We start from the raw sequence: 25,859 nt of genomic DNA on the forward strand, positions 1-25,859 counted from the left end.
GCTCCGGTCGCGGCCTCGTGTTTCTCGGTATGAACGTGAGCACACTACGAACCGAAGCGGGTGCCTGCCGGGCGGGACCGCGTGTGCCGCGCGCGACCGTACTGCACGCCCTGGCCGCGGGCAGCGATTTCGAGCGGTACTTCCGCTGGCGCAGGGCGCGGGAAGGCGACCCGTTCTACGTTCGATTTCCCGGCTTCGGCGCGGTGCTGTTCACCGGGACGGCCGCCGGCGCCCGCGAGTTGTTCCGCTCGCCGGTGATGTTCTCCGAGCCGCCGCGTCCGAATCCGATCGAACCGATGGTCGGCGCCGCGTCGCTGATCCTGGCTTCGGGCGAGCGCCATCGCCGCGACCGCGCCCTGCTCACCCCCGCCTTTCACAGTGCCCGGATACGGCAGTACGGCGCGTTGATCCAGGAAGCCACCGTACGGGAGCTGGCCGGAGAGAGCGGTCAGCAGTGGGCGGCTGGTGCGCGTATCGACGCGCGGGCGGCGGCGCGAGCCCTCACGCTCCGCGTGATCACGACGGCGGTGTTCGGTGCACACGACCCGCGGCGGCAAGCGGAGTACACCGCCGCGGTGACAGACTTCATCACTGCGTTCTCCGGGCCGTTGCTGCTGTTGCCCACTCTGCGCCGCGGGCTGCACGGGCACGGGCCGTGGGACCGGTTCCGCGCCGCGCGCGAGCGACTGGATCGGTTGATCCGAGCCGACATCGCACACCGGCGTCAGCATCCCGACACACCATCCGCCGACGTGCTCGACATGTTGCTGTCCGCTTACCCGGACGACGCCGATCATGAGTTGTGCGAGCAGATACGCACCTTGCTGGTTGCCGGGCACGAGACCACCGCGACCTCCCTGGTCTGGGCACTGTTCCGGCTGCACCGCGCACCGGAGCCACTGGCCCGCCTGCGGCGCGAGCTCGACGACGCTGGTCGGGAGGCCGGTCCGGCGGAGCTGGCCGCACTGCCCTACCTCGACGCCGTCTGCCAGGAGACCCTGCGGCTGCACCCGCCGGTACCGATCGTCCTGCGCCGGCTGACCGAACCGTTCGCGCTGCGCGGCGTCACGCTCGCCCCTGGCGAGACGATGGGGATAGCGGTGCCATTGCTGCACTCCGATCCCGAGGTATGGACCGACCCGGGGCGCTTCGACCCGTCCCGCTTCGTCGACCGCCGCTACCGGCCGTTCGAGTTCGCGCCGTTCGGCGGCGGCCATCGGCGCTGCATCGGCGCGACCCTCGCGGACTACGAGTTGCGGATCGCGCTGGCCACCATCCTGGCGCGGGTAAGCCTGCGGCTCGCCCCGCGGTATGTGCGCGGAAGCGTCCCGCTCTCGGTGCCGCACAATATCGCGACCGGTCCGCATCGCCCGATTCTGTTCGACGTGGTCAGTGAGCTTCGTCACTAATAAGTTTGCTGTGAACCATCTTTCGTGAACTGATCGACTGCGCCCCAAGGGTGTCCAATCCGTCGTGACCGGCACATTTGCCCGCTTCGATACCTGATCAGAGCGTTTGTGACTCATACCACAACAAGCACTGGTGCTGCATCAATCTGAAACGCGGGTGGATTCGACGCGCGTCCGGACGGTAGGAATGGACGACGGGTCGGGCCGTCGATACCAGTGCGGCGCTCTTCTGGCTCCTCGCTGAAATGAAGAAATCTCGCTACGCGCGCGTTCGCGTGCGCGCGAGAGATGGAATGGACGAGAAACCTATGCATGCCGCTTTGCACACCGGGTCGTCGCCTGCTCCCCGCAAGGGAGCGCGGCTAGCCCGCCGGATGCGCGAGGGCGTCCTGCTGTCGGCCGCGATCGCGGCAGCCGGTGTTCTGCTCGTCGCGCCTGCTCAGGCCGAACCGCTTCCTCCGGGTCTCGGCACCGGCTCGGCCGCCGCTGCCACCGAGCCCGAGCCGCAGGCCAACTTCGCTCCGCCCTCGATCAACATCGCCGACGGCGAGGTCGTCGGCGTCGCGCAGCCGATCATCATCACCTTCAAGGAACCGGTGGCCGATCACGCCGCCGCCGAGAAGGCCATCAAGATCACCGCCTCGAAGTCCGCGCCGGGACACTTCTACTGGCGCGGCGACAAGCAGGTGCGCTGGCGACCGGACGAGTTCTGGCCGGACAACACCGACGTGCAGGTGCAGGCGGGCGGCACCACCAGCTCGTTCCGCATCGGCGACGCCTTCGTGACCACCGCCGACGACGAGACGCACACCATCACCATCACCCGCAACGGCGAGGTGGTGAAGGAGATGCCCACCTCGATGGGCAAGCCCAAGCACGAGACGCCGAACGGCACCTACATCGTCGGCGAGCAGCTGCGCAAGATGACCATGGACTCGTCGACCTACGGCGTTCCGGTCACCGACCCCGAGGGCTACAAGCTCGAGGTCGAGTACGCGACCCGCATCTCCAACAGCGGCATCTTCGTACACGCTGCGCCGTGGTCGGTCGCCCAGCAGGGCGTCTCCAACGCCAGCCACGGCTGCCTGAACGTCAGCACCGAGGACGCCAAGTGGTTCTTCGAGAACGCGCGCCGCGGCGACCCGGTTATCGTGCAGAACACCCAGGGCGGCACGCTCAGCGCGAGTGACGGCTTGGGGGACTGGAACTAAGTTGCGGTAACCCCGCAGCGGCGCGAAGCCGAACATTACGATCAATTGCTCGAAGTAGCCGATCGTAGTGTTCGGCTTTTGCTCTACTTGGCCTGTGCACGAGAAGTTCAGCGCGACGGCGGGCGATCGTAACCGGCTGTTTGCTCCGGTCCGTAGAGTCACCGCCGTGCGTACCAGGCCGGAGCGAGTACTGCCGCAGCCACCGGGACGCGGTCTGCGCCACCGTCCTTGGCGGGACTACGCCCTGTTCCTGGTCTTGGTGCTGCCGAATCTCGCGCTCCTGGCACTGTTCGTCTACCGGCCGCTGATCGACAACATCCGGCTGTCGCTGTTCGACTGGAACATCTCCGATCCGGTCGCCACATTCGTCGGTTTCGACAACTACCGCGAATGGTGGAGCAGGCCGGATTCCTGGGACATCGTCACCAACACCGTGGTGTTCACCCTCGCGGCGGTGGCCGGCAGCATGGTGCTCGGACTGGCGCTGGCACTGCTGCTGGATCGCAAGCTGTTCGGCCGCAATGTGGTCCGCTCGGCGATCTTCGCGCCGTTCGTCATCTCCGGCGCCGCCATCGGCGTAGCTTTCCAGTTCATCTTCGATCCGAGCTTCGGCCTGATCCAGGACGCACTGCACCGGCTCGGCGTGCACGACGCGCCGGACTTCTACCAGAATCCGCGGTGGGCGCTGTTCATGGTGACGGTGACCTACATCTGGAAGAACCTCGGCTATACCTTCGTCATCTATCTGGCTGCGCTGCAAGGCATCCGGACCGATCTGATGGAAGCCGCGCAGATCGACGGCGCGAGCTCCTGGACGACGTTCACCAAGGTCTTGCTGCCGCAGTTGCGGCCGACCACTTTCTTCCTGTCCATCACGGTGCTGCTGAATTCGTTGCAGGTCTTCGACATCATCAACGTCATGACCCGCGGCGGCCCGCTCGGCACCGGCACGACGACCATGGTCTACCAGGTCTACCAGGAGTCCTTTCGCAATTTCCGGGCCGGCTACGGCGCGACCGTGGCCACCGTCATGTTCCTGGTGCTGCTCGTGGTGACGCTGGTGCAGGTGCGGGTCATGGATCGGGGACAGCAGTGAAAGACGCGGGCGTGCTGACGCTTTCCTATCGGCGCAGGCAGCGGGCGGTGACTCTACTCGGCTACGCGGCGATGGCATGCGTGCTGATCATCGTCGGGGTCCCGCTGTTCTGGATCTTCATCACCTCGTTCAAGGCGAGGCCCGATATCTACGTGCAGCCCGCCGTGTACTGGCCGCACAGCTGGCACCCGGAGAACTACCGGGAGGCCACCACGACGCTGCCGTTCTGGACCTTCCTGCGCAATTCGCTGATCGTCACCGCCGTCGTCTCCGCGGTGAAGTTCGTGCTCGGCGTATTCAGCGCGTACGGCTTGGTGTTCCTGCGCTTTCCGGGCAAGACGGTGGTATTCCTGGTGATCATCGCGGCGCTGATGGTCCCCAACCAGATCACGGTGATCTCCAACTACGCGCTGATCGCTCAGCTCGGCTGGCGGAATACTTTTCAGGGCATCATCATTCCGCTCTGCGGCGTCGCCTTCGGCACCTTCCTCATGCGCAATCACTTCCTCTCGCTGCCCTCGGAAGTGATCGAGGCGGCGCGGATGGACGGCGCGAACTGGTGGCGGTTGCTCACCAGGGTGGTGCTGCCGATGTCCGGGCCGACCATGGTCGCCTTCGCGGTGGTGACGCTGGTCAACGAATGGAATGAATACCTCTGGCCCTTCCTGATGGCCGACGACACGACGGTCGCCACCTTGCCGGTCGGCCTGACCTTGCTGCAGAACACCGAGAACCCCAGCGTCACCAATTGGGGACCGGTCATGGCGGGAACCCTGCTGACCATGCTGCCGATCCTCGTGGTCTTCCTGGCGCTGCAACGCCACATGATCAAAGGCCTCACCTCCGGTGCGGTCAAGGGTTAACCGATCAAGGAGAAACCACGTGTCCACTGCACAGTTCCCGGCGCTGACCCGGCGCGGATTCCTCGGACTGACCGGCGCGCTCACGGCGGGAGCGGCGCTGACCGCGTGCGCGGGCACCGGAGGCGGCGGCAAACAGTCCGGCGACGCCAAGACGCTCACCTTCTGGTCCAACCACCCGGGCACTTCGAAGGAGCTAGAGACCGAGCTCATCCGTCGCTTCCACGAGAAGTACCCCGACCTGACGGTGAACCTGGTCGACGCGGGCAAGAACTACGAAGAGGTGTCGCAGAAGTTCAACGCGGCGCTGTCGGGCGGGGATCTGCCGGACATCGTGGTGCTCTCCGACGTCTGGTGGTTCAACTACGCGCTGAACGGCACCATCGAACCGCTCGACGGCCACTTCGCCGACGCGGGCGTGCGGCTGGACGACTACGTCGACTCCCTGGTCGCCGACTACCAGTTCAACGGCAAGCACTACGCACTGCCCTACGCCCGCTCGACCCCGCTGTTCTACTACAACAAGGACGTGTGGAACCGGGCCGGCCTGCCCGACCGCGGCCCGCAGAGCTGGCAGGAGTTCGACGAGTGGGGCCCGAAGCTGCAGGAGGTCGTCGGCGCGGGCAAGCTCGCGCACGGCTGGGGTGACGCCAAGAACTATCTCGCCTGGACCTTCCAGGGCCCGAACTGGACCTTCGGCGGCGCGTACTCGGACAAGTGGACGCTGAAGTTCAACGACCCCGGCACCATCGCGGCGGGCACGTTCCTGCGCACCATGATCAACACCAAGAGGTACGCGGGCATCAAGCCGCAGATCGCGGTGGACTTCGGCACCGGCGTGATCGCCTCCACCATCGCCTCGACCGGCGACCTGCGCGGCATCCAGAAGAACGCCGAGGGCAAGCTGACCTTCGGCACCGCCTTCCTCCCGCATCCGAACGGACCCGGCGTCACCACCGGCGGTGCGGGCCTGGCGATTCCGGCGCGCATCTCCGACGAGCGAAAGGTGAACGCGCTGAAGTTCATCGAGTTCGTCACCAACGCGCAGAACACCGCGTACTTCTCGCAGGGCACGGGCTACATGCCGGTGCGCAAATCGGCCGTGAACGACCAGAGCGAGCAGGACTTCCTCGCGAAGAACCCCAACTCGAAAGTCGCGATCGATCAGCTGCCGTCGACCAAGTCGCAGGACTACGCCCGGGTGTTCGTACCGGGCGGCGACCAGATCATCGGCACCGGCTTGGAGCAGATCGGTCTGCAGAACGCCGACGTCGCCGCCACGTTCGCGAACGTCACCAGCCAGCTGCAAGCGATCATCGATCGGCAGATCACGCCGAAGCTGCCGAAGTAGCGCTCGTCCCGAGGAGACCGACAAGCATGGCCACCGTGCAGTTCGAAGGCGTCACGCACCGCTATCCCGGCGCGCAGGCGCCTGCCGTCGACCAGCTCGAACTCGACATCGCCGACGGTGAGTTCGTCGTGCTCGTCGGTCCGTCGGGATGCGGCAAGTCGACCAGCCTGCGCATGCTCGCGGGCCTGGAATCCGTTGCCCAGGGGCGCATCCTGATCGGCGGCAAGGATGTCACCGGATTGCCGCCGCGGGCACGGGACGTGGCGATGGTGTTCCAGAGCTACGCGCTGTATCCCAACATGACCGTCGCGCAGAACATGGGCTTCGCCCTGCGCAACGCGGGCATGAACAAGGCCGACACGCTGGTGCGCGTCCGCGAGGCGGCGAAGATGCTCGAGCTCGAGCACCTGCTCGACCGCAAGCCCGCCCGGCTGTCCGGCGGGCAGCGGCAGCGAGTCGCCATGGGGCGGGCCATCGTTCGGCGTCCCCAGGTGTTCTGCATGGACGAGCCGCTGTCGAACCTGGACGCGAAACTGCGGGTGAGCACGCGCTCGCAGATCGCGGTCTTGCAGAAACGGCTCGGCACCACCACGGTGTACGTCACCCACGACCAAGTAGAGGCGATGACCATGGGTGACCGGGTGGCGGTGCTGCGCGAAGGCAAGTTGCAGCAGATCGCCGCGCCGCGCGTGCTCTACGACGATCCGGTGAATACCTTCGTGGCGGGATTCATCGGCTCACCGGGCATGAACCTGCTGGAAGCGCCGGTGCGCGACGGCGCGGCGGTGCTCGGCGACCTACGAATCCCGCTGCCGCCCGCGGCGAAATCTCGCGACCGGGTGGTAGTCGGGGTACGGCCCGAGTCCTGGGAGGTCACCGCGGAGCCCGCCGACGGCCTGGCGGTGGACGCCGAACTGCTGGAAGAACTCGGCGCGGAGTCGTTCGTCTACAGCCACGGCATCGCCGAGGACTGGAGCAGCCGCTCCGGGAAGGTGGTCGCGCGCGTCGACCGCCGCTTCCAGGTGCGGCTCGGTGACCGGTTGTATCTTCGGCCCATACCGGAGGATGTCTTCTTCTTCGACGCGGGGACGGAGGACCGCCTGCGCTGACCACTCGCGCGGCCGAGACGGTCCAGTCGGACCGCCTCGGCTCGAGGAACTACCAGATTTTCACGCGCTCAGTGGGTTCCAGGTACAGCGCATCGCCGGGTTTGACATCGAACGCCTCATGGAAGCTGTCGATATTGCGCACCACCGCATTGCAGCGGAACTCCGCCGGCGAGTGCGGGTCGGTGGCGAGGCGGCGGATCGCCTCCTCCGGCCGTGCTTTCGTGCGCCACACCTGCGCCCACCCGTAGAACACCCGTTGCAGGCCGGTGAGCCCGTCGATCTCCGGCGCCGCGGCATCGCCCAGCGAGATCTTGTACGCCTGCAGCGCGATGGACAGACCGCCGAGGTCGCCGATGTTCTCGCCGATGGTGAACTGCCCGTTCACCGTGTGCTCGTCCGGCAGGTCCTTGGGGGAGAGCACGTCGTACTGCTCGATCAGCGCTCGCGTCCGCTCACCGAATTCGGCCCGGTCCTCGTCGGTCCACCAATCCACCATGTTGCCGTCGCCGTCGTACTTCGCGCCTTGGTCGTCGAAGCCGTGCCCTATCTCGTGACCGATCACCGCGCCGATGCCGCCGTAGTTGGCCGCGTCGTCGGCATTCATGTCGAAGAACGGCGGCTGGAGGATGGCGGCCGGGAAGACGATCTCGTTCATGCCCGGGTTGTAGTAGGCGTTCACCGTCTGCGGGGTCATGAACCATTCGTCGCGGTCGACCGGACCGCCGAGCTTGTTCAGATCCCGATCGTGTTCGGCCGCGTAGCCCCTGCGGTAGTTGCCGACCAGATCGGCCGGGTCGATTACGATGCCCGAGTAGTCCCGCCACTTGTCCGGGTAGCCGATCTTCGGGGTGAACTTCTCCAGTTTCGCGAGGGCGGCGATCCGGGTGCCCTGGCCCATCCACTCCAGCTCGGCGATATTGCGGCGGTAGGCCTCCTGCAGATTGGCCACCAGCTCGATCATGCGGGCCTTGGCCTGCGGCGGGAAATGTTCGGCCACGTAGATCTTGCCGACCGCCTCGCCGAGCAGGTCTTGCACCAGCCCGACGCCGCGCTTCCAGCGCTCCCGGTTCTCCTCCGCGCCGGTGAGCGTGCGGCCGTAGAAGTCGAAGTTCTCCTCGACCACCGCGTCGGTCAGATACGGCGCCCGCGCGCGGAGCACCCGCCAAGCCGCCCACGCCTGCCAGTCGGCGAGCGGCTCGTCGGCCCACAGCCGCGCGAACGCGCGCAGATAGTCCGGCTGGCGGACCACCACCTCGGCGAACAGCTCGGCTCCTGCCGCGTCGACACCCTCGGCCAACCCGTCCGTCCACGCGGACCAGTCGAACTCGGGGTTGTCCGCGGCCAGCGCGTCGAAGGTGGTCAGGTTGTACCTGAGTTCGGCGTCCCTGCGGCGCACCACATCCCAGTGCCCGGCGGCCAGTTTCCGCTCCAGCTCGAAGACGCGTGCGCCGACGGTGTCGAGTTCGGCCGGGAGCAGTCCGGCGACCTGTGGGTCGGCGGCGGCCAGGGCGAACATGCGGTCGATGTGCGCGATGTACTTCGCGCGGATCTCGGCGAACTCGTCCTGCCGGTAGTACGACTCGTCGGGCAGGCCGATGCCGGACTGGGTGGCGTGCGCCAGATAGCGGTTGGAGTCCTTGTCGTCGGTGTCGACGAACACGGCGACGGCGCCCCCGACGCCGGTGCGCTGCAACCGGCCGAGCAGCGAAGCGAAAGTACCCTTGTCGCCGACCTCCGCGATCGCGGCGAGTTCGGCGGCGATCGGCGCGAGCCCGGCGGCGGCCACCGCGTCGGTGTCCATGAAGCTGGAGTACAGGTCACCGATCTTGCGGGTCTCGCTGCCCGGTTCGGCGTCGGTCGCCGCGGCATTCTGGATGATTGCCTGCACGTCCAGCTCCGCCTGGTCGTACAGCGCGCGGAAGGCGCCGTCCACGGCCCGGTCGGCGGGGATCTGGTGGTCTGCCAGCCATTTGCCGTTGACGTGGGCGAACAAGTCGTCCTGCACCCGCACGTCCTCGTCGAGGTAGGACAGATCGATACCGGAAGGACGGGTCAGTTCGGAAGTCACGGTGTCCAGTATGCCGACAAGCGCGTGCGTCGGCCGTGCGCGACGACCTCGAACCGTCTTTCCCGGTCTGTTCGCCCACGTCGATGCGGGAAACGGGCGGAGCCTGCGGTCCTATGGGAAGTCAGGCGGGCAAGATGACACGATCGAACTCACCGTCATGCGCGCCGAGCAGGAAAGCGTCCCACTCCTCCGGTGTGTAGGTGAGGGCGACTTCGCCGTGGCGCAGTGTGGTGTGGCCGTCGGCGGCGGGGTGCGCGCTCAATTCGCCATTCGATCGCCCGCGGATGCGTACCGCGTCGAGGAACGCGGTCCATTCGGCTGCGGTGACGGTGATGACGGGCTCGTCGGCATGGCGGTTTGCCGGGTCGCGGCGATATTTGCTGTCACGGATGAGCACCGCATCACCATCGAACCGGACCTCGACGCATTGGTTGCCATTGTTCGATCTGGTCGATGTGAACCAGCCGGTGCGTACCGGCCGTGCGGTGATGGCCATGGGCAGGATTTTACACGCGGGAATAGCGCCTGATCAGGGCCAATGACTCCACTCTCGACAAGGATTGGTCCACCGCGCGCAGGTAGGCGAAGCGTAGATCGCGGACCAGATCCGGGTCCTCGACGGCCCCGCCGAACACCGCGCTCTCCACCCAGCCGAAGGTCGGCAGCTGCTCGCCCGCGAAGTCGATGAGATGGAAACTGGATCCGCCGAGCACCGCGCCCGCGGTGGCCGCGAACGGGATCACGCGCACCTCGACGGTGTCGAGTTCCTCGATCAACTCGGCCAGATACTCCAACTGCCCGCGCAGCACGTCCGGACCTCCGGTCTGCTGTAGCAGCGTGCCCTCGCCGAAGACCGCGGTGAGCTCCACCGGGTCCGCGCCGCGCAGCCGCTCCTGGCGGCGCATCCGGATCGCCACCAGCTGCTCGACCTGGACCGGCCGGATCATCACGTCGGCGCTGATCAGCGCGCGAGCGTAGTCCTCGGTCTGCAACAGACCCGGCACGACGAGGCTGTCGTAGCTGCGGATGCTCTGCGCGCCGGATTCCATGCCGTACAGCCGTTGCAGCTCGGGTCCGATCAATGCCGAGGACTTCGCCCACCAGCCACGCTGCTTGCTGGCCTCCAGCAAGGCCAGCAATTCCACACGCTCCTCGGCTTCCACGTCGAGCAGTTCGAGCACCGGGCCGATGGTCTTGGTGGTCAGTACCCGCCTGCCCTTCTCCACGTGCGACCAGTTGGCCGGGGTGAAGCCCACCTGTCTGGCGAAACCCGCGGAGTCGAACCCACGCTGTTCCCGCAGTTCACGCAGCCGCAGCACCAGCTCCCAGCGGGCAACGGTAGGCGAGACGGGTGCCATGTGTCGGGATGCTACGCCGACTCGGACGCGCGGGGCGGTGACTATTGTCAAGCATCTTGCCTGCGACTAGGGTCGATACAGCGATCGATTCTTCCGAGCACGCGTCCCACCACTGCGAGGCGAGGTAGTTCGTCATGGGTACATCGCGCATCGAATCGGGCAGGCATCTCGCGTCCACGGATTTCCCGTCGATCCAGGACGCGTTCGCTCGCTGCCGTCGCTATCGCGACGACCACGGGCTGTACGGACTCGTGGACCCGATCCTTGGTCGCATCATGCTGGAAGTCGGCTCGGTCGGAGCGGTCGTGATGCCCGCGGAGTTCGGCCGCCGGGTGCTCGAGCGGCTCGCCGCCGGTCCCGAACCTCGGCCCGGCCCGATCATCGCGCATCCACGCGCGTGCCGCTGGACCTTCCTGACCGGCCCCACCGACAACTCGTATCTGGATACCGGGCTGTTCGCCGACCTCTTCCGGATCTGCGCGTCGATCGCGCTGCCGGGCAGCCACATCGTGCTGCCGTCGCCCGCCGACGAGCACGGCGGCTACCGAACCTGGGTCGTGGCGCCGGACGGCGACTTTCGCCGCGACTTCGCCGAGGTGATCGCCACGACCCGGGCGTGCGCCTCGGCTACCGGGGCGTCGGCGCGGGTGGCGGAGTGAGGGTGACGCTGTACTTGTCCTGCAGCTTCTGATTCCACTCGTGTTCGCACTGCTCGATCTTGGACTGATCGTTGTTCGCTTTGTTCACGCAGTCCACGAAGTCCTTGCCGCCCGAGTTGACGAAGAAGTTGTAACCCACGACGGTGAGCAGCACGGCGCCGACGATGCCGAGCGCGCCGAGGACGATGCCGGTGATCGCCATGCCCATACCCCCCGCGGTGCCCGCGCGGGCCTTGAACACCGCGACGATGCCCAGGATGACCGCGAAGATGCCGCAGAGATAGCCGCCGATGATCGTCCAGAAGAACAGCAATGCGAGGATGCCGAGCACCAGCGCGGTGATCGCCAGGCCGCGGCCCTTCGGCGATTCCTGCCAGTAGGCGGGCTGGCCCGGATACTGGCCGCCCGGCGGCTGCGGATATTGACCCGGCGGCGGGTACTGACCGGGCGGCGGGGGCGGATATTGCGACATGGACTTCCTCTCCGTCGGTGCCTCGCGATGCTCGGTCCGGACAAGGTGGTCCGGGGTGCGCGGCGGTCGCCTACTGATCGCGCTTCCCGAGGACGGATGTTAATGCGAACCGGCTACTGGGCGCCGAGCCGCGCGTGCATCTCCCAGATCAGAACTTCCGACGGCTGCCGCGCCACCACGCGTTGGCCACCTGACCTGGTCAAACGCACCGCGTCCCCCTCATACAACGGGCCGACCCCCTCCATGTCCACCTCCCCGCGCGCTACGAACAAGTGCAGGTACGGCGCATCGGGTAGGTCGATCACTTGCTCGGCGCCCGGCTCCGCGCTCGTCATGCGCGCCGCGTGCAGCGCCGAATGGCTGCTGTTGATGGCGATCGCGGTGCGATCGCGGTAGCGGGGCAGACCCGAGGCGACCGTGACCAGACCGCCTCCCGCGAGCTCGTCGTCGATTTCGAGCTGCTCGTAGCCCGGAGTCAGCCCGGGCTCGTCGGGCACCACCCACATCTGCACGAAATGCACCGGCTGCTCGTGTTCGGGAATGCGGCCGTCCAGACGCCACGAGTCGTTCTTCTCCGAATGCAGGATGCCGGTGCCCGCGCTCATGCGCTGGGCCAGGCCGGGGTAGATGACACCGCTGTGGCCGAGGGAATCCTGATGCACCAGGCTGCCACCGAGTACCCAGGTGACGATCTCCATGTCCCGATGCGGGTGGGTGTCGAATCCCTGCCCGGGGGACACGATGTCGTCGTTGTTGACCAGCAGCAAGCCGTGGTGGGTGTTGTCGGGATCGTAATGTTCCCCGAAGGAGAACGAATGCTTCGAATCCAGCCAGGAGACCCGCGTCTTCATGCGGTCGCCGCCACGGTGGACATCGATGTGTGGTGTCGTGAGTGTGGACATCATGGTCCTCCTCTCGGGACCGTGCACCGATCGCCATTCAGGGTAGGAGCACTTCCGCCGCGGTACTCCGCATTCCTAGTAAATTGTGCCGCACTCGGCATTTTACGCGAGCGACCGGAAGGTGAACGGGAGGCGAGCAGAACCAACCGGTACGTCGAAACGCCGGGCCACCTCGTCGGATATCCCGGCCCGGCCCCGATTGCCAAGCGTCACAACGACAACCGGAGGTAGCGACGTGCTGGACCCCGATGACCTCGCCCTGATCGAACAGCAACTCCGCAGCGAAGCACACCGGGATGGCATCGCGCATTTCGTGGTCGGCGTCGCCGTGTTCCGCGAAGGCAGGCTTCTGGTGGTGCGCCGCGTCGCCGACGACTATCACGGCGGTATGTACGAACTGCCCGGCGGTGGCGTCGAAACCGGCGAGACATTCGCCGAGTGCGTCGAACGAGAATTGCTGGAGGAAACGGGGCTGCGGATGCGCGCGATCCTCGACTTCCTCGGTGGATTCGATTACGCCACCCGTACCAAGTCGAAAGTGCGGAAATACAGCTTCGTCGTGGAGGTGGAACCCGGCGATGTCGCCCTCGCGCCGGGCGAGCACGACGCGTTCGCCTGGATCGACGCGGGCACGCTCGGCGAGCTGCCGATGGCGCCGGACATGCGCGCGACGGTGAGCACGCTGGTCGACCGGGTCTGACGCGCTGTCGGCGCCGACGCGCGTGGTGCGGCGCGGTCGGCGAACACAGTACGCTCGCGAACGTGTCGACTGGTCACGCCGAAGGCCTCACTCCCGCGGAGCAACGGCCGGGTGGACTGCGCGCAACACTTCGGCAGAGCCCGGGCGTGTCGCGGCTGGCCGTGGTGCGCTTCGCAGGGCAATTCGGCGACGGGATGTTCCAGGCGGCCCTGTCCGGCGCGATTCTGTTCAACCCCGAACGGCAGACCGATCCGCTGGCCATCGCGGCGGGCTTCGCGGTGCTGCTGCTGCCGTATTCGCTGATCGGGCCGTACGCGGGCGCACTGCTGGATCGCTGGGACCGGCGCACCGTGCTGCTGGTCGCCAACGTGCTGCGCGCGGTGCTGATCGCGCTGGTCAGCGCAGGGCTGCTGGCCGGGGCCGGCGAGACGCCGCTGCTGTTGCTGGCGTTGGCGGTGGTGGGCGTCAGCCGATTCGTCCTCGCGGGCGTCTCGGCCGCGCTGCCGCGCGTGCTGCCGCAGGCGTGGCTGGTGCCGATGAACTCGGTGCTGGCCACAGTGGCCTCCGGGTGCGCCGGTGCGGGTGCGGCCGTCGCGGTGGGTGTGATCGGACTGATCGGGGCGGGAGACTTCGCCTCCTCGGTCGCGGTGGCGGTCAGCGGTATCGGGTCACTGCTGGGCGCGGCGCTAGCGGCGGGGTTCCGGCCGCGCGTGCTCGGCCCGGCGCCCGACGCGGCGAAGGGCGACAACACCGTGCACGCGATCGCTACCGGTCTGCGTACCGGGGCCACGGCGGTGTGGGAATCGAAAGCGGTCACGACGGCGATGCTGGGCATCGGCACCCATAGGATCGTCTTCGGCGTGAATACGCTGATCATGGTGCTGGTGCTGCGCCAGACCCCGGTGGACGGCTCCGGGCTCAGCGGTGGCCTGGTCGGTTTCGGCGTCACGATCGCCGCCACCGCGGCGGGCATGCTGGTGGCCGCCGTCGTCGCGCCGCTGCTCATTCCGCGGCTGGGCCGCGCGCGCACCGTGGTGGCCGGTCTGATCACCGCGATGTTGGTGCAACTGACGCTGGTCACGCCGATCGCGTTCGCCGACTCGGGCGCCGCGGTGGAGCGTGCGCACGAACTCCTCTTGATCGGTGCGTTCCTGCTGGGACTCGCCGGGCAGACGATCAAGCTGACCGGTGACGCGACCATGCAGATAGACATCGACGACGCCCGCCGCGGCCAGGTGTTCGCGCTGCAGGACACGGTGTTCAATGTCGCGTTCGTGCTGGCAATCGTGATCGCGGCCCTGATCGTTCCGGACGACGGCCGATCGGCGATCGTGGTGCTGGCCGGCGCCGCCATCTATGCTGCGGGGATCGTGGCCATCGCGTTGAACACGCGCCGCCGCGCGGTCAGCTGAGCAGCGGATCGTCGCCCGGGTCGCGCCGGTCGCGGTTCAGGTGTGCGAGGTGCCCGGGCAACGCGTCGGCCCCCGAACGATCGGCATCCCGCTGCGAATCCGATAGTCGTGTTTCGCCGAGCAGGCGATCCGGCGCCTCCGTGTCCGTGCGCACGCTCCAGTCCAGTGGCTCGCTCGCCGCATCGCCGGGTAGGCCGGTGATCTGATGATTCCACGTGCCGAGGCCGGTGGGATCGGTGAAGAAATGGTCGAGCACGCCGTCGTCGTCCAGATCCAGCGCGGCGATATCGGCGCGGCCCGAACCAGCCGAGTCCCACAGCGCGTCATCGGCGATGCCGTCTCCGTCGAAGTCCAGCCGCACCGCGTCGGCCGCGCCCGTGTCGCCGAGTTCCAGGTCGGCCTCGCTCGTCCAGACGTGCACGACTCCGTCACCGGTGCCGAACACGTACTCGATCTCGTTCATATGTCCTTGGACGCACGCGGCCCGGCGGCGGTTCCATTGCGCCGGTCTTTTTCGATTCGCCGTCCCCGTTTCCAGCGGTTGTTCCGGTAAGTTGGCTCGTCAGCAGCCGACCGACAGGAGACAACACGACATGGGTTCTCCGGTGCAAGACCCCGATGCGGTACGAGAACTGCTGAGCGCGTGGAAGGCTCGGTCCGCCACCGGACATCCGATCGCCTGACGAGCGCGGCCGGGCCGACCTGATGCGCGCATCCGGAAGCAAATCGCCTTGTGTACCCGCCTTGTTCGGCGCACTGCTCGTCGGCGTCCTCACCGTACCGACGCCCACCGCGCAGGCCGCACCGTTTCCGTGGGCGCCGCCGCCGGTCAACAGTTGCGGTGAAGTCGGTTTCGACCCGCTCAACCGCGAACCCGATCCCGCGCAGCCTCCGCCGCCACCGCTGCCGCCGCAGATCGACATTCCCGTCCCGATCCCGGAACTCACCCCGGTCCCCGTGCCCGACCCACCGCACGACAACACACGGATCTTCCCGGATCCGCTGCCGGAGAATCCGTGTGAGAACCCGTGCCCGGACATCAGGGACTACCCCGCACATCCCGAGCCCGATCCCGATCCCAGCCCGACGCCCGAGGCGGGCACCGACGAGAAACCCGGCTCGTCCGGCTCGTCATCTGGATCCGGATCGGGCAGCGGTTCCGGCTCCGGTTCGAACGATGACTCCGGTTCTTCCTCCGGTTCCGGGTCACCGGTCAAACTGCCGCGCATCGAATTCAAGCCGGAGACGGAGCCGATTCCGGTTCCGGTTCCCGGAGGGCCCGGCGAGGAGCCACAGCCCGCTCCGCCACAGGTGGTACATCCGGCCGAACCCGGCCCGCTCGCGGCTCCGGTGGCCGCGCCGACGGTCGAGTCGGTCCAACTGGTCGGCCAGGTGACCGGACACGGCTCGGAGAACCGCACCGACATGCGCTGGCAGGTCGACGGCACCGATCTCGGCCTCATGTGGGAGACGACGCCCGGCGAGGTCGCCGTGGTTTTCGGCGACACCTTCGGCAAGGGCTGGGGTGTCGGCGGCGCGGGCAACGACGACCAGGACTGGCGCAGCAACGTCATCGGGTTCAGCACCGACCGCGATCTGTCCGACGGCCTGACGCTGGATACCTTCGCGCAGGACAGCCGCTGCCACGCCGCGGAGATCCTGGGCAGCCGCAAGATCAAGAACTGGGAGACCACCACCATCCCGACCTCCGGGTTCGCCATCGGGAATCGGCAGTACCTCAGCTACATGTCGGTGAACAGATGGAGCCGCATACCCGGTCTGTGGTGGACCAACTACGGCGGCCTCGCCTATTCCGACGACCGCGGGCGCACCTGGAGGAAAGACCAGCACGCCAAGTGGGAGAACCTCTTCGGGCTCGGCAAGTTCCAGGTCGCGGCGATGGTGCCGCAGGGCGATTACGTCTACATGTTCGGCACACCCAACGGACGCATCGGCACGATCGCGCTGGCGCGTGTGCCGAAGCACCAGGTGCTGAACAAGTCCGCGTATCAGTATTGGGTGGGCGGCACCTGGGCGCCCGCCGCCGAGAACGAGGCCACCCCGTTGGTGCTCGGCATCGCCAGCGAGCTCTCGGTGCGCTACGACCGGAGGACCGAGCAGTGGCAGATGGTGTACCTGGATTCGGCCAGGGGCGCGATCGTGCTGCGTACCGCGGCGAGCCCGCAGGGTGCGTGGACGGAAGCGATCCCGCTGGTGTCCACCGCCGACTACCCGAAGTCCTACGGCGGGTTCATCCATCCGTGGTCGACCGGCGAGGACCTGTACTTCATGCTCTCGGCGTGGGACAGCTACAACGTGTACCTGATGCACGCCCGGCTCCAGCCGGGAGCGAACCGGGGTCAGCCCGCCCGCACGAACCGCACGGGCTGACCGGGCCGCGCCTGCGCGATGGCGTCGACGTCGGCGTCGACGACCACCGCGATCACCGGATACCCGCCGGTGACGGGGTGATCGGCCAGGAAGACGACCGGTTGTCCGCTCGGCGGCACCTGGATCGAGCCGAGTGCCATGCCTTCGGTCGGCAGTTCGCGAGTGACCTTCCTGGACAGCGCCGGGCCGGTGCGGCGTTCCAATCGGGCGCCGATCCGGTCGGTGTCGGGGGAGATCTCCCACTCGCCCGCGAACAAGGCCGTGGCGTCGGAGAACCAATCGTCGCGCGGACCGAGCACGGCGCGCACGGTGACGACGTCCGCGGGTAACTCGGCGACAGGGGCGAAGTCCACGACCGGGATCGTGTGCGGAGAAGATCCGACCGGGAGGCGATCACCTTTCCGCAGCGGTTCCGGCCCCAAACCCGACATGGTGTCGCGGCTACGGGAACCGAGCGTCTCCGGCACGTCGATGCCGCCGCGCACCGCGACATAGCTGCGGAGCCCGACCGACGCGTAGCCAAGCCGCAGCGCCTGTCCCGGCTCCAGTTCCAGCACGCTCGCGTGGCCAACGGGTCTGCCGTCGACGGTAGCGGGGGCAGGCGCGCCCGTCACCGCCAGCATGACGTGCTCTTCGGCGTGGAGCGCCAGGCCACCGAGCAGCACTTCGACGGCCGCATGCCCCTCCGGGTTGCCGACCAATCGATTGGCCAGTCGCAGCGCCCCGCGATCCGCCGCCCCCGCGGGCCCGACACCGGAATCGAACCACCCCGGCCGCCCGAGATCCTGGATGGTCGCCAGCGGACCGACCGCTTCGATGACGATCATCGGCCGTCCCTCGCATCGATGAATCGCACCGTGGCGCCCGCGTGGATCAACGCGGGCGGGTCGCGCTCGACATCCCACATCCTGAGGTCGGTGGTCCCGATCAGCTGCCACCCACCGGGCGTGCTACGCGGGTACACGGCACTGTATCCACCGGCAAGGGCGACGGCGCCCGCCGGAATCGATGTGCGCGCCTGCGCTCTGCGCGCGACGGACAACCGTCCGTCGGGCGATTCCAGGTAGCCGAAGCCTGGCGCGAATCCGACGAAAGCACACCGCCACACCGTCCCGGTGTGCGCGGCGATCACTTCCGCGGTCGTGACGTCCAGCATTCTTGCCACGTCGTCGAGGTCGGCGCCGTCGTAGCGCACCGGAATCGACACCGGTTCGACGCGGAGAGCTTTGTCGGCCGATGTTCCACGGGAAACAGCGGCCGACCGCTCCGCGTTCAAGGTGACCAAGAGCGTGGTCAGCGATCGGTGGACCGCTTCCGCGGCGCGCGGTGAATCGAGCGTCAGGAGTATGGTTTCCGCGGCTGGAAGCAAATCCTGCACGCCTGGTATCGGGCGATCCCGCAGCGCGGTGACGAGATCCACCACCATGTCTCGCCGAGGGGGAGTGATCAGCAGTGCCCGGTCACCCGCCGACCGGATCGCTTCCTCGGCCGCCTTCCGCTGCGCGTGCGTCACCGCGCCCGTGGTCTTCATCTCGCGGCCTCAGCCGAACGACTCCACCGGCACCCCGACTTCGTCCAGCGCGGTGCGGATGTGCCGGGCCATCTCCACCGCCGCGGGCGAATCGCCGTGCACGCAGATACTCGCGGCGCGCACCGCGACCTCGCCGGATCCCGCAGTGCGCGTGGCTCCGGACTTGGCGATCGAGATCGCTTGAGCCACCGCGTCCCGCGGCCCCAACACCGCCCCCGGCGTACCGCGCGGTGCCAGCGAGCCATCGGGGCTGTACGCGCGGTCGGCGAATCCTTCTCCGACGAAGCGCACCCCGGTGGCCTCCGCGGCCGACTCCAACTGCGTTCCGGCGGGGCCGAGCAGGGCCAGCCGCGGGTCGTACTCCGCCATCGCGGCCAGCACCGCATCGGCCAGCTTCCGATCGCGCGCGGCCGAGTGATAGAGGGCCCCATGCGGTTTCACGTAGCGCACCCGGTCTCCGGCGGCCTTCGCGAAAGCGTCGAGGCCGCCGATCTGATACAGCACCTCGTCGCGCAGCTCACCGGGCGCGACGGCGATCTCGCGCCGACCGAAACCGGCCAGATCGCGATAACCCACATGGGCGCCGATCCGCACTCCCTTCTCCACCGCGAGCGCACAAGTCCTGCGCATGATCGCGGGGTCACCCGCGTGGAATCCGCAGGCGATGTTCGCGCTGGTGACGATGTCGAGCATGGCGGCGTCGTCGCCCATCTTCCACGGCCCGAAGCCCTCGCCGAGATCACTGTTCAGATCCAGCGCCATGTGCGTCCTCCCAGCGGTGTGTGACCGGCCTTTCGATTCTCGTGCTCGAGCGTTCCCCCAGGCAAGGACGGCCGATCCGCGCGACCTGGGTCACAGCGCAAGAGTCCGGGGGCCCGGGCCAAGTACGCTCGATCCAATCATGGCCACGTATTTCGATCCGAAGTCCTGGTCGCCGCTGCGGGCCGTCGATCTCGGAAAGCGCCTGTTCGATCAGTCCTGGCTGGAGCAGTGGGTCACGCTCAGCACGGCCTGGATGGATCCGGTCGCCGACCTCGGCGCGGGCACCGTCACGGCGCTGCTGCCGGACATGCTGATGACCATGCTCAGCGAGGGCATCCTGAGCCGGTTCGGCGGACAGGAGATCAGCGCGACCCTGCTCGGTCACGACCTGCACGCCACCTTGCAAGTGCTGAAGGTGCGCCGGCGCGGCGCGCACTTCCAGACCAAGACCGTGCTGTCGCGGCTGCGCTGGGACGATCATCCGATCGAGTCCGTGACGGTGATCGCGCACGGCGTCCGCCTGATTCCGGGCGTGCCGACGAAGGTGCGCACCGCCCGGCTCGACCTCATCGGCACCGTCACCACGGCGGCGCTGGTCGGATGGCTCAACACCCAGCCGCTGGACTGGGACTTGGACGTGCACTCCGGCGGGCTGATCCGAGCAAGGCACCGCAGACGACTGGTCACCGCCCTGGTGGACGCGTCGGTCACGGACAACCGCCTGGACATCGCGGTACGGCGAGTGACCTGGCTCGGCTTCCGCGTTCCGCGCCGCATGATCGACGTCCCCGTCCTGCCGCTGGAGCACCTGCCCGAGAACGCGCGGATCGCACGCGCCCAACGGGAAGGCGACCTGATCCGCTTCCGCGTCGAACTGCCGGAAATCGCCGGGTCCTTCGACCTCGCCCAGATGCGCTCGGCGATCCTGGCCGGCACCACTCTGATCGTTTTCTGACCTGCTCAGGCCTGCGTCTTCCACCACTCGAGCAGTGCGGCCTCGGCTTCGTCGCGGCTGAGCGGGCCGTGATCCAAGCGCAGCTCCTTCAAATGGCGCCAAGCCCGGCCCACCTCGGGGCCCGGGGGCAGGCCGAGCAGCTCCATGATCGCGTTGCCGTCCAGGTCCGGGCGGACCTTGGCCAGATCCTCCTGCTCCCGCAACCGCTCGATCCGCGTTTCCAGTTCGTCGTAGGTGGCGCGCAGCGCGGCGGCCCTTCGCTTGTTGCGAGTAGTGCAGTCGGCCCGGACCAGCTTGTGCAAGCGGGGGAGCAACTCGGCGGCGTCGGTGACGTAGCGACGGACCGCGGAGTCGGTCCACTGGCCCTTGCCGTAACCGTGGAAGCGCAGGTGCAGGAAGACCAGCCGGGCGACGTCCTCGGTGAACTGCTTCGGGTACTTCAGCGCGCGCATCCGTTTGCGCACCATCTTCGCGCCGACCACCTCGTGGTGGTGGAAGCTGACGCCGCCGCCCGGCTCGTTGCGCTTGGTGTCGGGCTTGCCGATGTCGTGCAGCAGCGCGGCCCAGCGCAGCACCAGGTCGGGGTCGCCCTCCTCCTGATCGATGGCCTGTTCGAGCACGGTGAGCGAATGCCAGTAGACGTCCTTGTGCTGGTGGTGCTCGTCGATCTCCAGCTTCATCGCGGGCACCTCGGGAAGCACCCGCTGCGCCAGCCCGGTCTCACACATGACGTTGATGCCGTCGATCGGATGCGCCCCGCCGATCAGCTTGTCCAGCTCCACCCGCACCCGCTCGGCGGTGATGCGGTCGATCTGGTCGGCCATCTCGGTGATCGCGGCACGGACGCGGGGATGCGGCTCGAACCCCAGCTGGGAGACGAACCGCGCGGCGCGCAGCATCCGCAACGGATCGTCGTTGAACGAATCCTCCGGCGCGGCAGGCGTGTCCAGCACGCCGTCGAGCAGTGCGGTCATGCCGTCGAGCGGATCGACGAACTCCAGCGCGCCGTCCGCGCCGATCCGCACCGCCATCGCGTTCACCGTGAAGTCGCGGCGGACCAGGTCTTCCTCGAGCGAGTCGCCGAAGGTCACCTCCGGGTTGCGGGACACCCGGTCGTAGCTGTCGGCGCGGAACGTGGTGATCTCCAGTTGCTGCCGGTCCTTGGCCGCGCTGACCGTGCCGAACGCCAGGCCGCCGGTGTCCCACAGATGGTCCGCCCATCCGCGCAAGATGTCCTGCACCGCGTCCGGCCGCGCGTCGGTGGTGAAATCCAGGTCGGTCCCCAGCCGGCCGAGCACCGCGTCTCGCACGCTCCCACCCACCAGGTACAACTCGTGCCCCCGCGCCGCGAACATCTCGCCCAGCGGCGTCAGCACATCCGACAGCCCCCCGAGCGTCACCGCCGCGGCGGCCAGCAATCGGGTACGTCTATCCAGCACAGCGTCCTGGGACTTCGGCGCAACCACGAATGAGCAGCTTACCGAGCCGCGCCAACGGTTATCGCAGCCAAGTCCACCGCGGCGGCCCAGATATATAAGGACACCGACATCAACCCAGCCAGCGGTGCTCGCGCATCGAGGCTGCCGGGCATCGTTCTGTCCGGAACTTCGTGCATCGGTGCACGAAGCCCGGAGTGGCTGATCGCCGGTGGTCCCTTTGTATGGCGGTCGCCGCATGCTCTGTGGCGTGGAGGCGGCGGGGTCTTCGGCTCGCGCCAAGTCGGGTGCTTGCGAGTGGCCGGTCGGGTGGATTCGGTGAGTGGCCCGGCACCCCTGGCCCGCACAGAACGACCGTCGAAACCATGTCGAGCCCCACCTGCGACCGATCTGACCACCGGTCGCCCCAACCCGCGGGCACCGGTCCGAACTCCGGCACCTACGCGCCCAGCGCACCCTGACCACGACTTTCGAGCGAAGCGAGACCGAGCATCCGCCGTTCGCGGCCCGGCTCGCGTGTACGCGGCCGCCGTGTCCGCGACGAAGGAGCAAGCGACTGTCGCGCACACGCGAGCCATAACGGGGCCGCGAACACGCAGCGCCGCAGGCGCTGCAAATCGAACACAGTAGGATTGCCAGGTGTCTCCGGCCGATCGCGCGAACAGTCGACGCCGCCAGCCTCGGCGCCGCGGTTCGGCCGCCAATGCCGCCAATGCCGCGAAGCCGCGGATGCGCACGGTGCGGGAGACTTCGGCAGGTGGACTGGTCGTCGACGGCCTGGACGGTCCCCGGGAAGCACGAAGCGCGGCCCTCATCGGACGCACCGATCGCCGCGGGCGGTTACTGTGGTCGCTGCCCAAAGGACATATCGAAGAAGGTGAGACCGCCGAGCAAACCGCGATCCGCGAGGTCGCCGAGGAGACCGGCATCAACGGTGTCGTGGTCGCCGAACTCGGCAGCATCGATTACTGGTTCGTGACCGACGGTCGGCGGGTACACAAAACGGTGCATCATTATCTGCTGCGTTCGGTCGGTGGCGAACTGTCCGACGCCGACGTGGAAGTGACCCAGGTCGCCTGGGTTCCGTTGAGTGAACTGGATTCTCGGTTGGCCTACGCCGATGAGCGGCGGCTGGCGGAGATGGCGAACAAGCTGATCGACCGGATGGAGACCGGCAAGCGATGACGCGTGGACTGTTCCGGATCTTCGTGGCGGTCCTGACCATCCTCGGCCCCGTGACGACGCTGCCGCTGCTCGATTCCGCGGCGGCGGGAGCGCAACCGACCGGGTCCGGAACCTCGACGAATCCCAAATTCCTGAAGCTGTCCCTCGATTCGGTGACGCCGACCACAGTGACCGCGGGCAGTGATTCGCTGCTCACGGTCGCGGGCACGGTCACCAATATCGGCGACCGTGTGGTGGACGACGTCAGCATCCGTGTCCAACGGGCGGCGGCGATCACCACGCCGGTCGGGTTGCGCGCCACCTTGCGCCTCGATGAGGTCAACTACGACGTGAACGGCGACTTCGAAGATGTCGCGCAGCGGCTGAACCCGGGGCAGCGCAAACAGTTCACGCTGAGCATCCCGTTGCGTTCCGAGACCGGCGCCACGTCGCTGCGGATCACGGAGCCGGGTGTCTACCCGCTGCTGCTGAACGTCAACGGCGAACCCGCTTACGGCACGCAGGCCAGGCTCGACGACGCGCGATTCCTGCTCCCGGTGCTCGGCGTGCCGCCCGCCGCGAGCGATGGAGCCCCGTCGGTATCGGCGCCCACCGACGCTCCGGTGGCGACCACGCTGCTGTGGCCGCTGGCCGACCGGCCGCGGCAGGTCGGGGGTCGTCCGGGCAGTGTGGACGGCAAGGTCGAACTCACCGACGACGAATTGGCCGCCTCACTCGGCAAGGGCGGCCGTCTCGATCAACTGCTGGCCGCGCTGGAAGGGACGTTGAGTCCGAGCGCAGGCCGCAGCACCGAGCTGGCCTCGGCCGTGTGCCTCGCCATCGACCCAGACCTGCTGCTCACGGTGCGCGCGATGACCAAGGGTTACCGCGTGCTGGCCAGTCCGTCCGATCCCGACGGCGCGACCAGAGCGGGTGCGGGCGCCGAACAGGCCCAGACCTGGCTGGACCGGCTGCGCGCCCTGGCCGGGTCGATGTGCACCGTGGCACTGCCGTTCGCGCAGGTCGATCTCACCGCGCTGGCCGCGGTCAACGATCCCGCACTGTCCGCGCGCGCGATCAACGAACCGGCGGAGATCATCGACTCGATCCTGTCGACCCGGTCGGTGCGCGGGGTCAGCCTGCCGGATTCCGGCAGCATCGATGACGGCGCGGGGGCCCTGTTGCGCAGCCATGGTTTCGGTACCGCCGTGCTCGCGTCGACGGCGGCCGTCCCGCAGGGAAGCGTGGACTGGGCGCAGTCGAGCAGTGAGAGCGGCCGATCCACATCCGGTGCGAACGAGGTTCTCTCCACCGCCGCCCCGGCGATTCCGGAAGCGGTCCGCCTGCCCGATATCACCGCGAGCCAGCCGATCGCACCGGCACCCGCCCCGCAGGTCACGGGCAATCCGGTGCCCACCGCGAGTGCACCCGCGCCCGCCGGCGACCCCGCACTGCACGCGGTGACGTTCGACATCTGGTCCGCGACCGCGCTCGCCGCGGTGGGTTCGAACCCGCCGACCCCGCCGTTCACCCCGTCCCGGGTCCGCTACGACGTGACCAACGACTCACGAGCGGCGCGCTTGCAGGACGCTCTCGGGGCGATTTCGTGGAAGGCGCTGCACCCGGAGGCGAACCCCTCGCGCTCGCTGTTACTCGTTCCGCCGCAGCAATGGGGTGCGAACCGGGACGAGGCCACCGCACTGCTGCGGCAAGTCGACCAGCTGCTGCGCGCCAACCTCGCCACCGCGCGTCCGTTCCACGATCTGGTGACGCTGCCGCCGGACCCGCAGCCCTACGAGCTGGACTATCTGCCGCAGGCAGCGCAGGACGGGGTGCCGGACCGATTCCTGCCGCCGGTACGCGAACAGAGTCGCCGGATCACCGAGATGACGCGCGCGTTGGTGGACGTGCCGGAGGCCGAGCCGACGCCGCACGAATTCCTGACGCCGCTGCGCGACGACCTGCTGCGCGTACTGAGCCTCTCGGATCGGCGCGCGGGCGATGCCGCGCCGCCGGACACCTTCGCCCAGCGGCGGCTGGACCAGAACACCCGGACGATGGACAAGCTCTATCGCTCGGTGACCGTCCTGCCGCCGGGCGGTGTGTACACGCTCGCGTCCGAGCAGAGCCCCCTGCTGCTGGTCGCGCGCAACGACCTGCCGGTGGCCATCCGGGTCAGGTTCCGGATCGAGGCGCCTGCCGAGACGAAGATCACCGACCCCGGCGAGCAGCAGCTCCCGGCCAACGGGTCCAGGTCCTTCCAGATCCCGACGGAGGTCAGCGACAGCCGCAACCTCGTCATTCCGATCTCGCTCACCACGCCGGAGGGCGTCGCGCTCGGCAATCCCACGCAGGTCTCGGTGCGTTCGAATGCCTACGGCAAGGCCTTGGCGATAATTACGGGATGCGCCGCACTCCTGCTGCTCCTGCTGGCCGGTCGCCGTTTGTGGCGCCGGTTCCGCGGGCAGCCCGATCCGGCCGACGAGGGATTCGATCCGAGTACCAGGCGCCGGGTCAACCGGTACCGGCGTGCGCGCTCGCGTGTGCTGCGGGCGCAGGAAAAAGAGCAGGAGCACCTCCAGGAGACGCGGTGACGGATCCCGCTCCGACGGAGCCACATAGACCGCTGCTACCTGCGCCGATGTGGGGTACCGCAGTGTCATGTGGCACGGTGGAGGACAATCACAGTGTTGCCGAGCCGGTCCGATCCGGACGGGGACCACGGACAGAATGTTCGCTGAGCACGGCGAACCATTGCGGCGAGCCGCGGCTCACCGCACCGATGGGGGTGCGGAATCCCGGCTGGTACAGGAGGCATGATGAGCGACGATGACATATCGGCTCATCGCCCTCGACCAAGCGAACGGCTCGACGGGCCACCGGTGCGCCGAGCCCCGGTCGCGCCGTGGGAACGGAGCCCCGCTCCGGCCGAAGCCGAGCACCAGGGGGTGAACGGCGGTCCGTACAACGACGGCCAGGCGCCGAGGGTGCCGCAGGTCAGTCGTCCTCCGGC

Annotated in this window: 23 protein-coding genes; 13 read left to right on the top strand and 10 right to left on the bottom strand. The window is 68.0% G+C overall.

What is annotated here, in order from left to right; translation table 11 throughout:
* Nucleotides 1-35: 35 nt before the first annotated feature.
* From ACWEH3_RS03585 to ACWEH3_RS03610, 6 genes are all read left to right on the top strand, one after another.
* Nucleotides 36-1,409, top strand: a complete 1,374-nt coding sequence (locus tag ACWEH3_RS03585) for a cytochrome P450 (RefSeq protein WP_450015999.1) — start codon at nt 36-38, stop codon at nt 1,407-1,409.
* A 308-nt stretch (nt 1,410-1,717) separates the two neighbouring features.
* On the top strand, nt 1,718-2,620 hold the full coding sequence (locus tag ACWEH3_RS03590; protein ID WP_452358262.1) for a L,D-transpeptidase: 903 nt from the start codon (nt 1,718-1,720) through the stop codon (nt 2,618-2,620).
* A 166-nt stretch (nt 2,621-2,786) separates the two neighbouring features.
* On the top strand, nt 2,787-3,716 hold the full coding sequence (locus tag ACWEH3_RS03595) for a carbohydrate ABC transporter permease (RefSeq protein WP_450015995.1): 930 nt from the start codon (nt 2,787-2,789) through the stop codon (nt 3,714-3,716).
* A 71-nt stretch (nt 3,717-3,787) separates the two neighbouring features.
* Complete coding sequence (locus ACWEH3_RS03600) at nt 3,788-4,579, top strand: carbohydrate ABC transporter permease (RefSeq protein WP_450016050.1); 792 nt, start codon at nt 3,788-3,790, stop codon at nt 4,577-4,579.
* Between the two features lie 19 nt (nt 4,580-4,598).
* A complete protein-coding gene (locus ACWEH3_RS03605; RefSeq protein WP_450015993.1) occupies nt 4,599-5,927 on the top strand; it encodes an ABC transporter substrate-binding protein in 1,329 nt (442 codons plus the stop codon).
* A gap of 26 nt (nt 5,928-5,953) precedes the next feature.
* Nucleotides 5,954-7,036, top strand: coding sequence for an ABC transporter ATP-binding protein (locus tag ACWEH3_RS03610; protein ID WP_450015991.1), 1,083 nt, complete (start codon nt 5,954-5,956; stop codon nt 7,034-7,036).
* A 49-nt stretch (nt 7,037-7,085) separates the two neighbouring features.
* Here ACWEH3_RS03610 and ACWEH3_RS03615 read toward each other — a convergent pair whose 3' ends face one another.
* The 3 genes from ACWEH3_RS03615 to ACWEH3_RS03625 form a co-directional block, all read right to left on the bottom strand.
* Nucleotides 7,086-9,104, bottom strand: coding sequence for a M13 family metallopeptidase (locus ACWEH3_RS03615; protein WP_450015989.1), 2,019 nt, complete (start codon nt 9,102-9,104; stop codon nt 7,086-7,088).
* Between the two features lie 121 nt (nt 9,105-9,225).
* Nucleotides 9,226-9,600 carry a DUF397 domain-containing protein gene (locus ACWEH3_RS03620; RefSeq protein WP_450015987.1) on the bottom strand — a complete coding sequence of 125 codons (375 nt, stop codon included), beginning with the start codon at nt 9,598-9,600 and terminating at the stop codon, nt 9,226-9,228.
* Between the two features lie 10 nt (nt 9,601-9,610).
* Nucleotides 9,611-10,462, bottom strand: coding sequence for a Scr1 family TA system antitoxin-like transcriptional regulator (locus ACWEH3_RS03625; protein WP_450015985.1), 852 nt, complete (start codon nt 10,460-10,462; stop codon nt 9,611-9,613).
* 134 nt (nt 10,463-10,596) lie between these two features.
* Here ACWEH3_RS03625 and ACWEH3_RS03630 point away from each other — a divergent pair, with 134 nt between their 5' ends.
* Complete coding sequence (locus tag ACWEH3_RS03630; RefSeq protein ID WP_450015983.1) at nt 10,597-11,121, top strand: hypothetical protein; 525 nt, start codon at nt 10,597-10,599, stop codon at nt 11,119-11,121.
* On the opposite strand, the gene ACWEH3_RS03635 is transcribed toward ACWEH3_RS03630, so the two are convergent.
* Nucleotides 11,090-11,593, bottom strand: a complete 504-nt coding sequence (locus ACWEH3_RS03635; RefSeq protein ID WP_450015981.1) for a DUF4190 domain-containing protein — start codon at nt 11,591-11,593, stop codon at nt 11,090-11,092. The genes ACWEH3_RS03630 and ACWEH3_RS03635 overlap by 32 nt on opposite strands.
* Before the next feature lie 113 nt (nt 11,594-11,706).
* On the bottom strand, nt 11,707-12,495 hold the full coding sequence (locus ACWEH3_RS03640; RefSeq protein ID WP_450015979.1) for a pirin family protein: 789 nt from the start codon (nt 12,493-12,495) through the stop codon (nt 11,707-11,709).
* Between the two features lie 235 nt (nt 12,496-12,730).
* On the opposite strand from ACWEH3_RS03640, the gene ACWEH3_RS03645 reads away from it, so the two are divergent.
* Together ACWEH3_RS03645 and ACWEH3_RS03650 are read left to right on the top strand one after the other, a co-directional pair.
* Complete coding sequence (locus tag ACWEH3_RS03645; protein ID WP_450015977.1) at nt 12,731-13,195, top strand: NUDIX hydrolase; 465 nt, start codon at nt 12,731-12,733, stop codon at nt 13,193-13,195.
* Nucleotides 13,196-13,257: 62 nt separating this feature from the next.
* Entirely contained in the window at nt 13,258-14,607 is a 1,350-nt protein-coding gene (locus tag ACWEH3_RS03650) for an MFS transporter (RefSeq protein ID WP_450015975.1), read from the top strand.
* Here the strand turns inward: ACWEH3_RS03650 and ACWEH3_RS03655 are convergent.
* The gene (locus tag ACWEH3_RS03655; RefSeq protein ID WP_450015973.1) at nt 14,600-15,070 is read right to left on the bottom strand and encodes a hypothetical protein; all 471 of its coding nucleotides are present in this window, start codon (nt 15,068-15,070) and stop codon (nt 14,600-14,602) included. The two genes, ACWEH3_RS03650 and ACWEH3_RS03655, sit on opposite strands and share 8 nt — an antisense overlap.
* 242 nt (nt 15,071-15,312) lie before the next feature.
* Here ACWEH3_RS03655 and ACWEH3_RS03660 point away from each other — a divergent pair, with 242 nt between their 5' ends.
* On the top strand, nt 15,313-16,998 hold the full coding sequence (locus ACWEH3_RS03660; RefSeq protein ID WP_450015971.1) for a DUF4185 domain-containing protein: 1,686 nt from the start codon (nt 15,313-15,315) through the stop codon (nt 16,996-16,998).
* Here the strand turns inward: ACWEH3_RS03660 and ACWEH3_RS03665 are convergent.
* The 3 genes from ACWEH3_RS03665 to ACWEH3_RS03675 are packed head-to-tail and all read right to left on the bottom strand — an operon-like array spanning nt 16,968 to nt 19,291.
* Entirely contained in the window at nt 16,968-17,825 is an 858-nt protein-coding gene (locus ACWEH3_RS03665; RefSeq protein WP_450015969.1) for a 5-oxoprolinase subunit C family protein, read from the bottom strand. The genes ACWEH3_RS03660 and ACWEH3_RS03665 overlap by 31 nt on opposite strands.
* Nucleotides 17,822-18,529 (bottom strand): 5-oxoprolinase subunit B family protein, encoded by a 708-nt coding sequence (locus ACWEH3_RS03670; RefSeq protein ID WP_450015967.1) that lies wholly within the window; start codon nt 18,527-18,529, stop codon nt 17,822-17,824. The genes ACWEH3_RS03665 and ACWEH3_RS03670 overlap by 4 nt, the downstream gene beginning before the upstream one ends.
* A gap of 9 nt (nt 18,530-18,538) precedes the next feature.
* Nucleotides 18,539-19,291 carry a LamB/YcsF family protein gene (locus ACWEH3_RS03675; protein WP_450015965.1) on the bottom strand — a complete coding sequence of 251 codons (753 nt, stop codon included), beginning with the start codon at nt 19,289-19,291 and terminating at the stop codon, nt 18,539-18,541.
* Nucleotides 19,292-19,430: 139 nt separating this feature from the next.
* Here ACWEH3_RS03675 and ACWEH3_RS03680 point away from each other — a divergent pair, with 139 nt between their 5' ends.
* The gene (locus tag ACWEH3_RS03680) at nt 19,431-20,246 is read left to right on the top strand and encodes a hypothetical protein (RefSeq protein ID WP_450015963.1); all 816 of its coding nucleotides are present in this window, start codon (nt 19,431-19,433) and stop codon (nt 20,244-20,246) included.
* A gap of 5 nt (nt 20,247-20,251) precedes the next feature.
* Here ACWEH3_RS03680 and ACWEH3_RS03685 read toward each other — a convergent pair whose 3' ends face one another.
* Nucleotides 20,252-21,712 (bottom strand): CCA tRNA nucleotidyltransferase, encoded by a 1,461-nt coding sequence (locus ACWEH3_RS03685; RefSeq protein WP_450015961.1) that lies wholly within the window; start codon nt 21,710-21,712, stop codon nt 20,252-20,254.
* A 609-nt stretch (nt 21,713-22,321) separates the two neighbouring features.
* Here ACWEH3_RS03685 and ACWEH3_RS03690 point away from each other — a divergent pair.
* Together ACWEH3_RS03690 and ACWEH3_RS03695 are read left to right on the top strand one after the other, a co-directional pair.
* On the top strand, nt 22,322-22,867 hold the full coding sequence (locus tag ACWEH3_RS03690; RefSeq protein WP_195079567.1) for an NUDIX hydrolase: 546 nt from the start codon (nt 22,322-22,324) through the stop codon (nt 22,865-22,867).
* Entirely contained in the window at nt 22,864-25,440 is a 2,577-nt protein-coding gene (locus ACWEH3_RS03695) for a DUF6049 family protein (protein ID WP_450015959.1), read from the top strand. The genes ACWEH3_RS03690 and ACWEH3_RS03695 overlap by 4 nt, the downstream gene beginning before the upstream one ends.
* Nucleotides 25,441-25,859 lie beyond the last annotated feature (419 nt).

The sequence above is a fragment of the Nocardia sp. NPDC004718 genome, from assembly GCF_053601535.1.

Excerpts from the sequence above, each read along its gene's own strand:
- ACWEH3_RS03590 (WP_452358262.1), top strand. The coding sequence starts at position 1,718 with ATGCATGCCGCTTTGCACACCGGGTCGTCGCCTGCTCCCCGCAAGGGA.
- ACWEH3_RS03600 (WP_450016050.1), top strand. The coding sequence starts at position 3,788 with ATGGCATGCGTGCTGATCATCGTCGGGGTCCCGCTGTTCTGGATCTTC.
- ACWEH3_RS03610 (WP_450015991.1), top strand. The coding sequence starts at position 5,954 with ATGGCCACCGTGCAGTTCGAAGGCGTCACGCACCGCTATCCCGGCGCG.
- ACWEH3_RS03620 (WP_450015987.1), bottom strand. The coding sequence starts at position 9,600 with ATGGCCATCACCGCACGGCCGGTACGCACCGGCTGGTTCACATCGACC.
- ACWEH3_RS03625 (WP_450015985.1), bottom strand. The coding sequence starts at position 10,462 with ATGGCACCCGTCTCGCCTACCGTTGCCCGCTGGGAGCTGGTGCTGCGG.
- ACWEH3_RS03630 (WP_450015983.1), top strand. The coding sequence starts at position 10,597 with ATGGGTACATCGCGCATCGAATCGGGCAGGCATCTCGCGTCCACGGAT.
- ACWEH3_RS03635 (WP_450015981.1), bottom strand. The coding sequence starts at position 11,593 with ATGTCGCAATATCCGCCCCCGCCGCCCGGTCAGTACCCGCCGCCGGGT.
- ACWEH3_RS03640 (WP_450015979.1), bottom strand. The coding sequence starts at position 12,495 with ATGTCCACACTCACGACACCACACATCGATGTCCACCGTGGCGGCGAC.
- ACWEH3_RS03655 (WP_450015973.1), bottom strand. The coding sequence starts at position 15,070 with ATGAACGAGATCGAGTACGTGTTCGGCACCGGTGACGGAGTCGTGCAC.
- ACWEH3_RS03660 (WP_450015971.1), top strand. The coding sequence starts at position 15,313 with ATGCGCGCATCCGGAAGCAAATCGCCTTGTGTACCCGCCTTGTTCGGC.
- ACWEH3_RS03665 (WP_450015969.1), bottom strand. The coding sequence starts at position 17,825 with ATGATCGTCATCGAAGCGGTCGGTCCGCTGGCGACCATCCAGGATCTC.
- ACWEH3_RS03670 (WP_450015967.1), bottom strand. The coding sequence starts at position 18,529 with ATGAAGACCACGGGCGCGGTGACGCACGCGCAGCGGAAGGCGGCCGAG.
- ACWEH3_RS03675 (WP_450015965.1), bottom strand. The coding sequence starts at position 19,291 with ATGGCGCTGGATCTGAACAGTGATCTCGGCGAGGGCTTCGGGCCGTGG.
- ACWEH3_RS03680 (WP_450015963.1), top strand. The coding sequence starts at position 19,431 with ATGGCCACGTATTTCGATCCGAAGTCCTGGTCGCCGCTGCGGGCCGTC.
- ACWEH3_RS03695 (WP_450015959.1), top strand. The coding sequence starts at position 22,864 with ATGACGCGTGGACTGTTCCGGATCTTCGTGGCGGTCCTGACCATCCTC.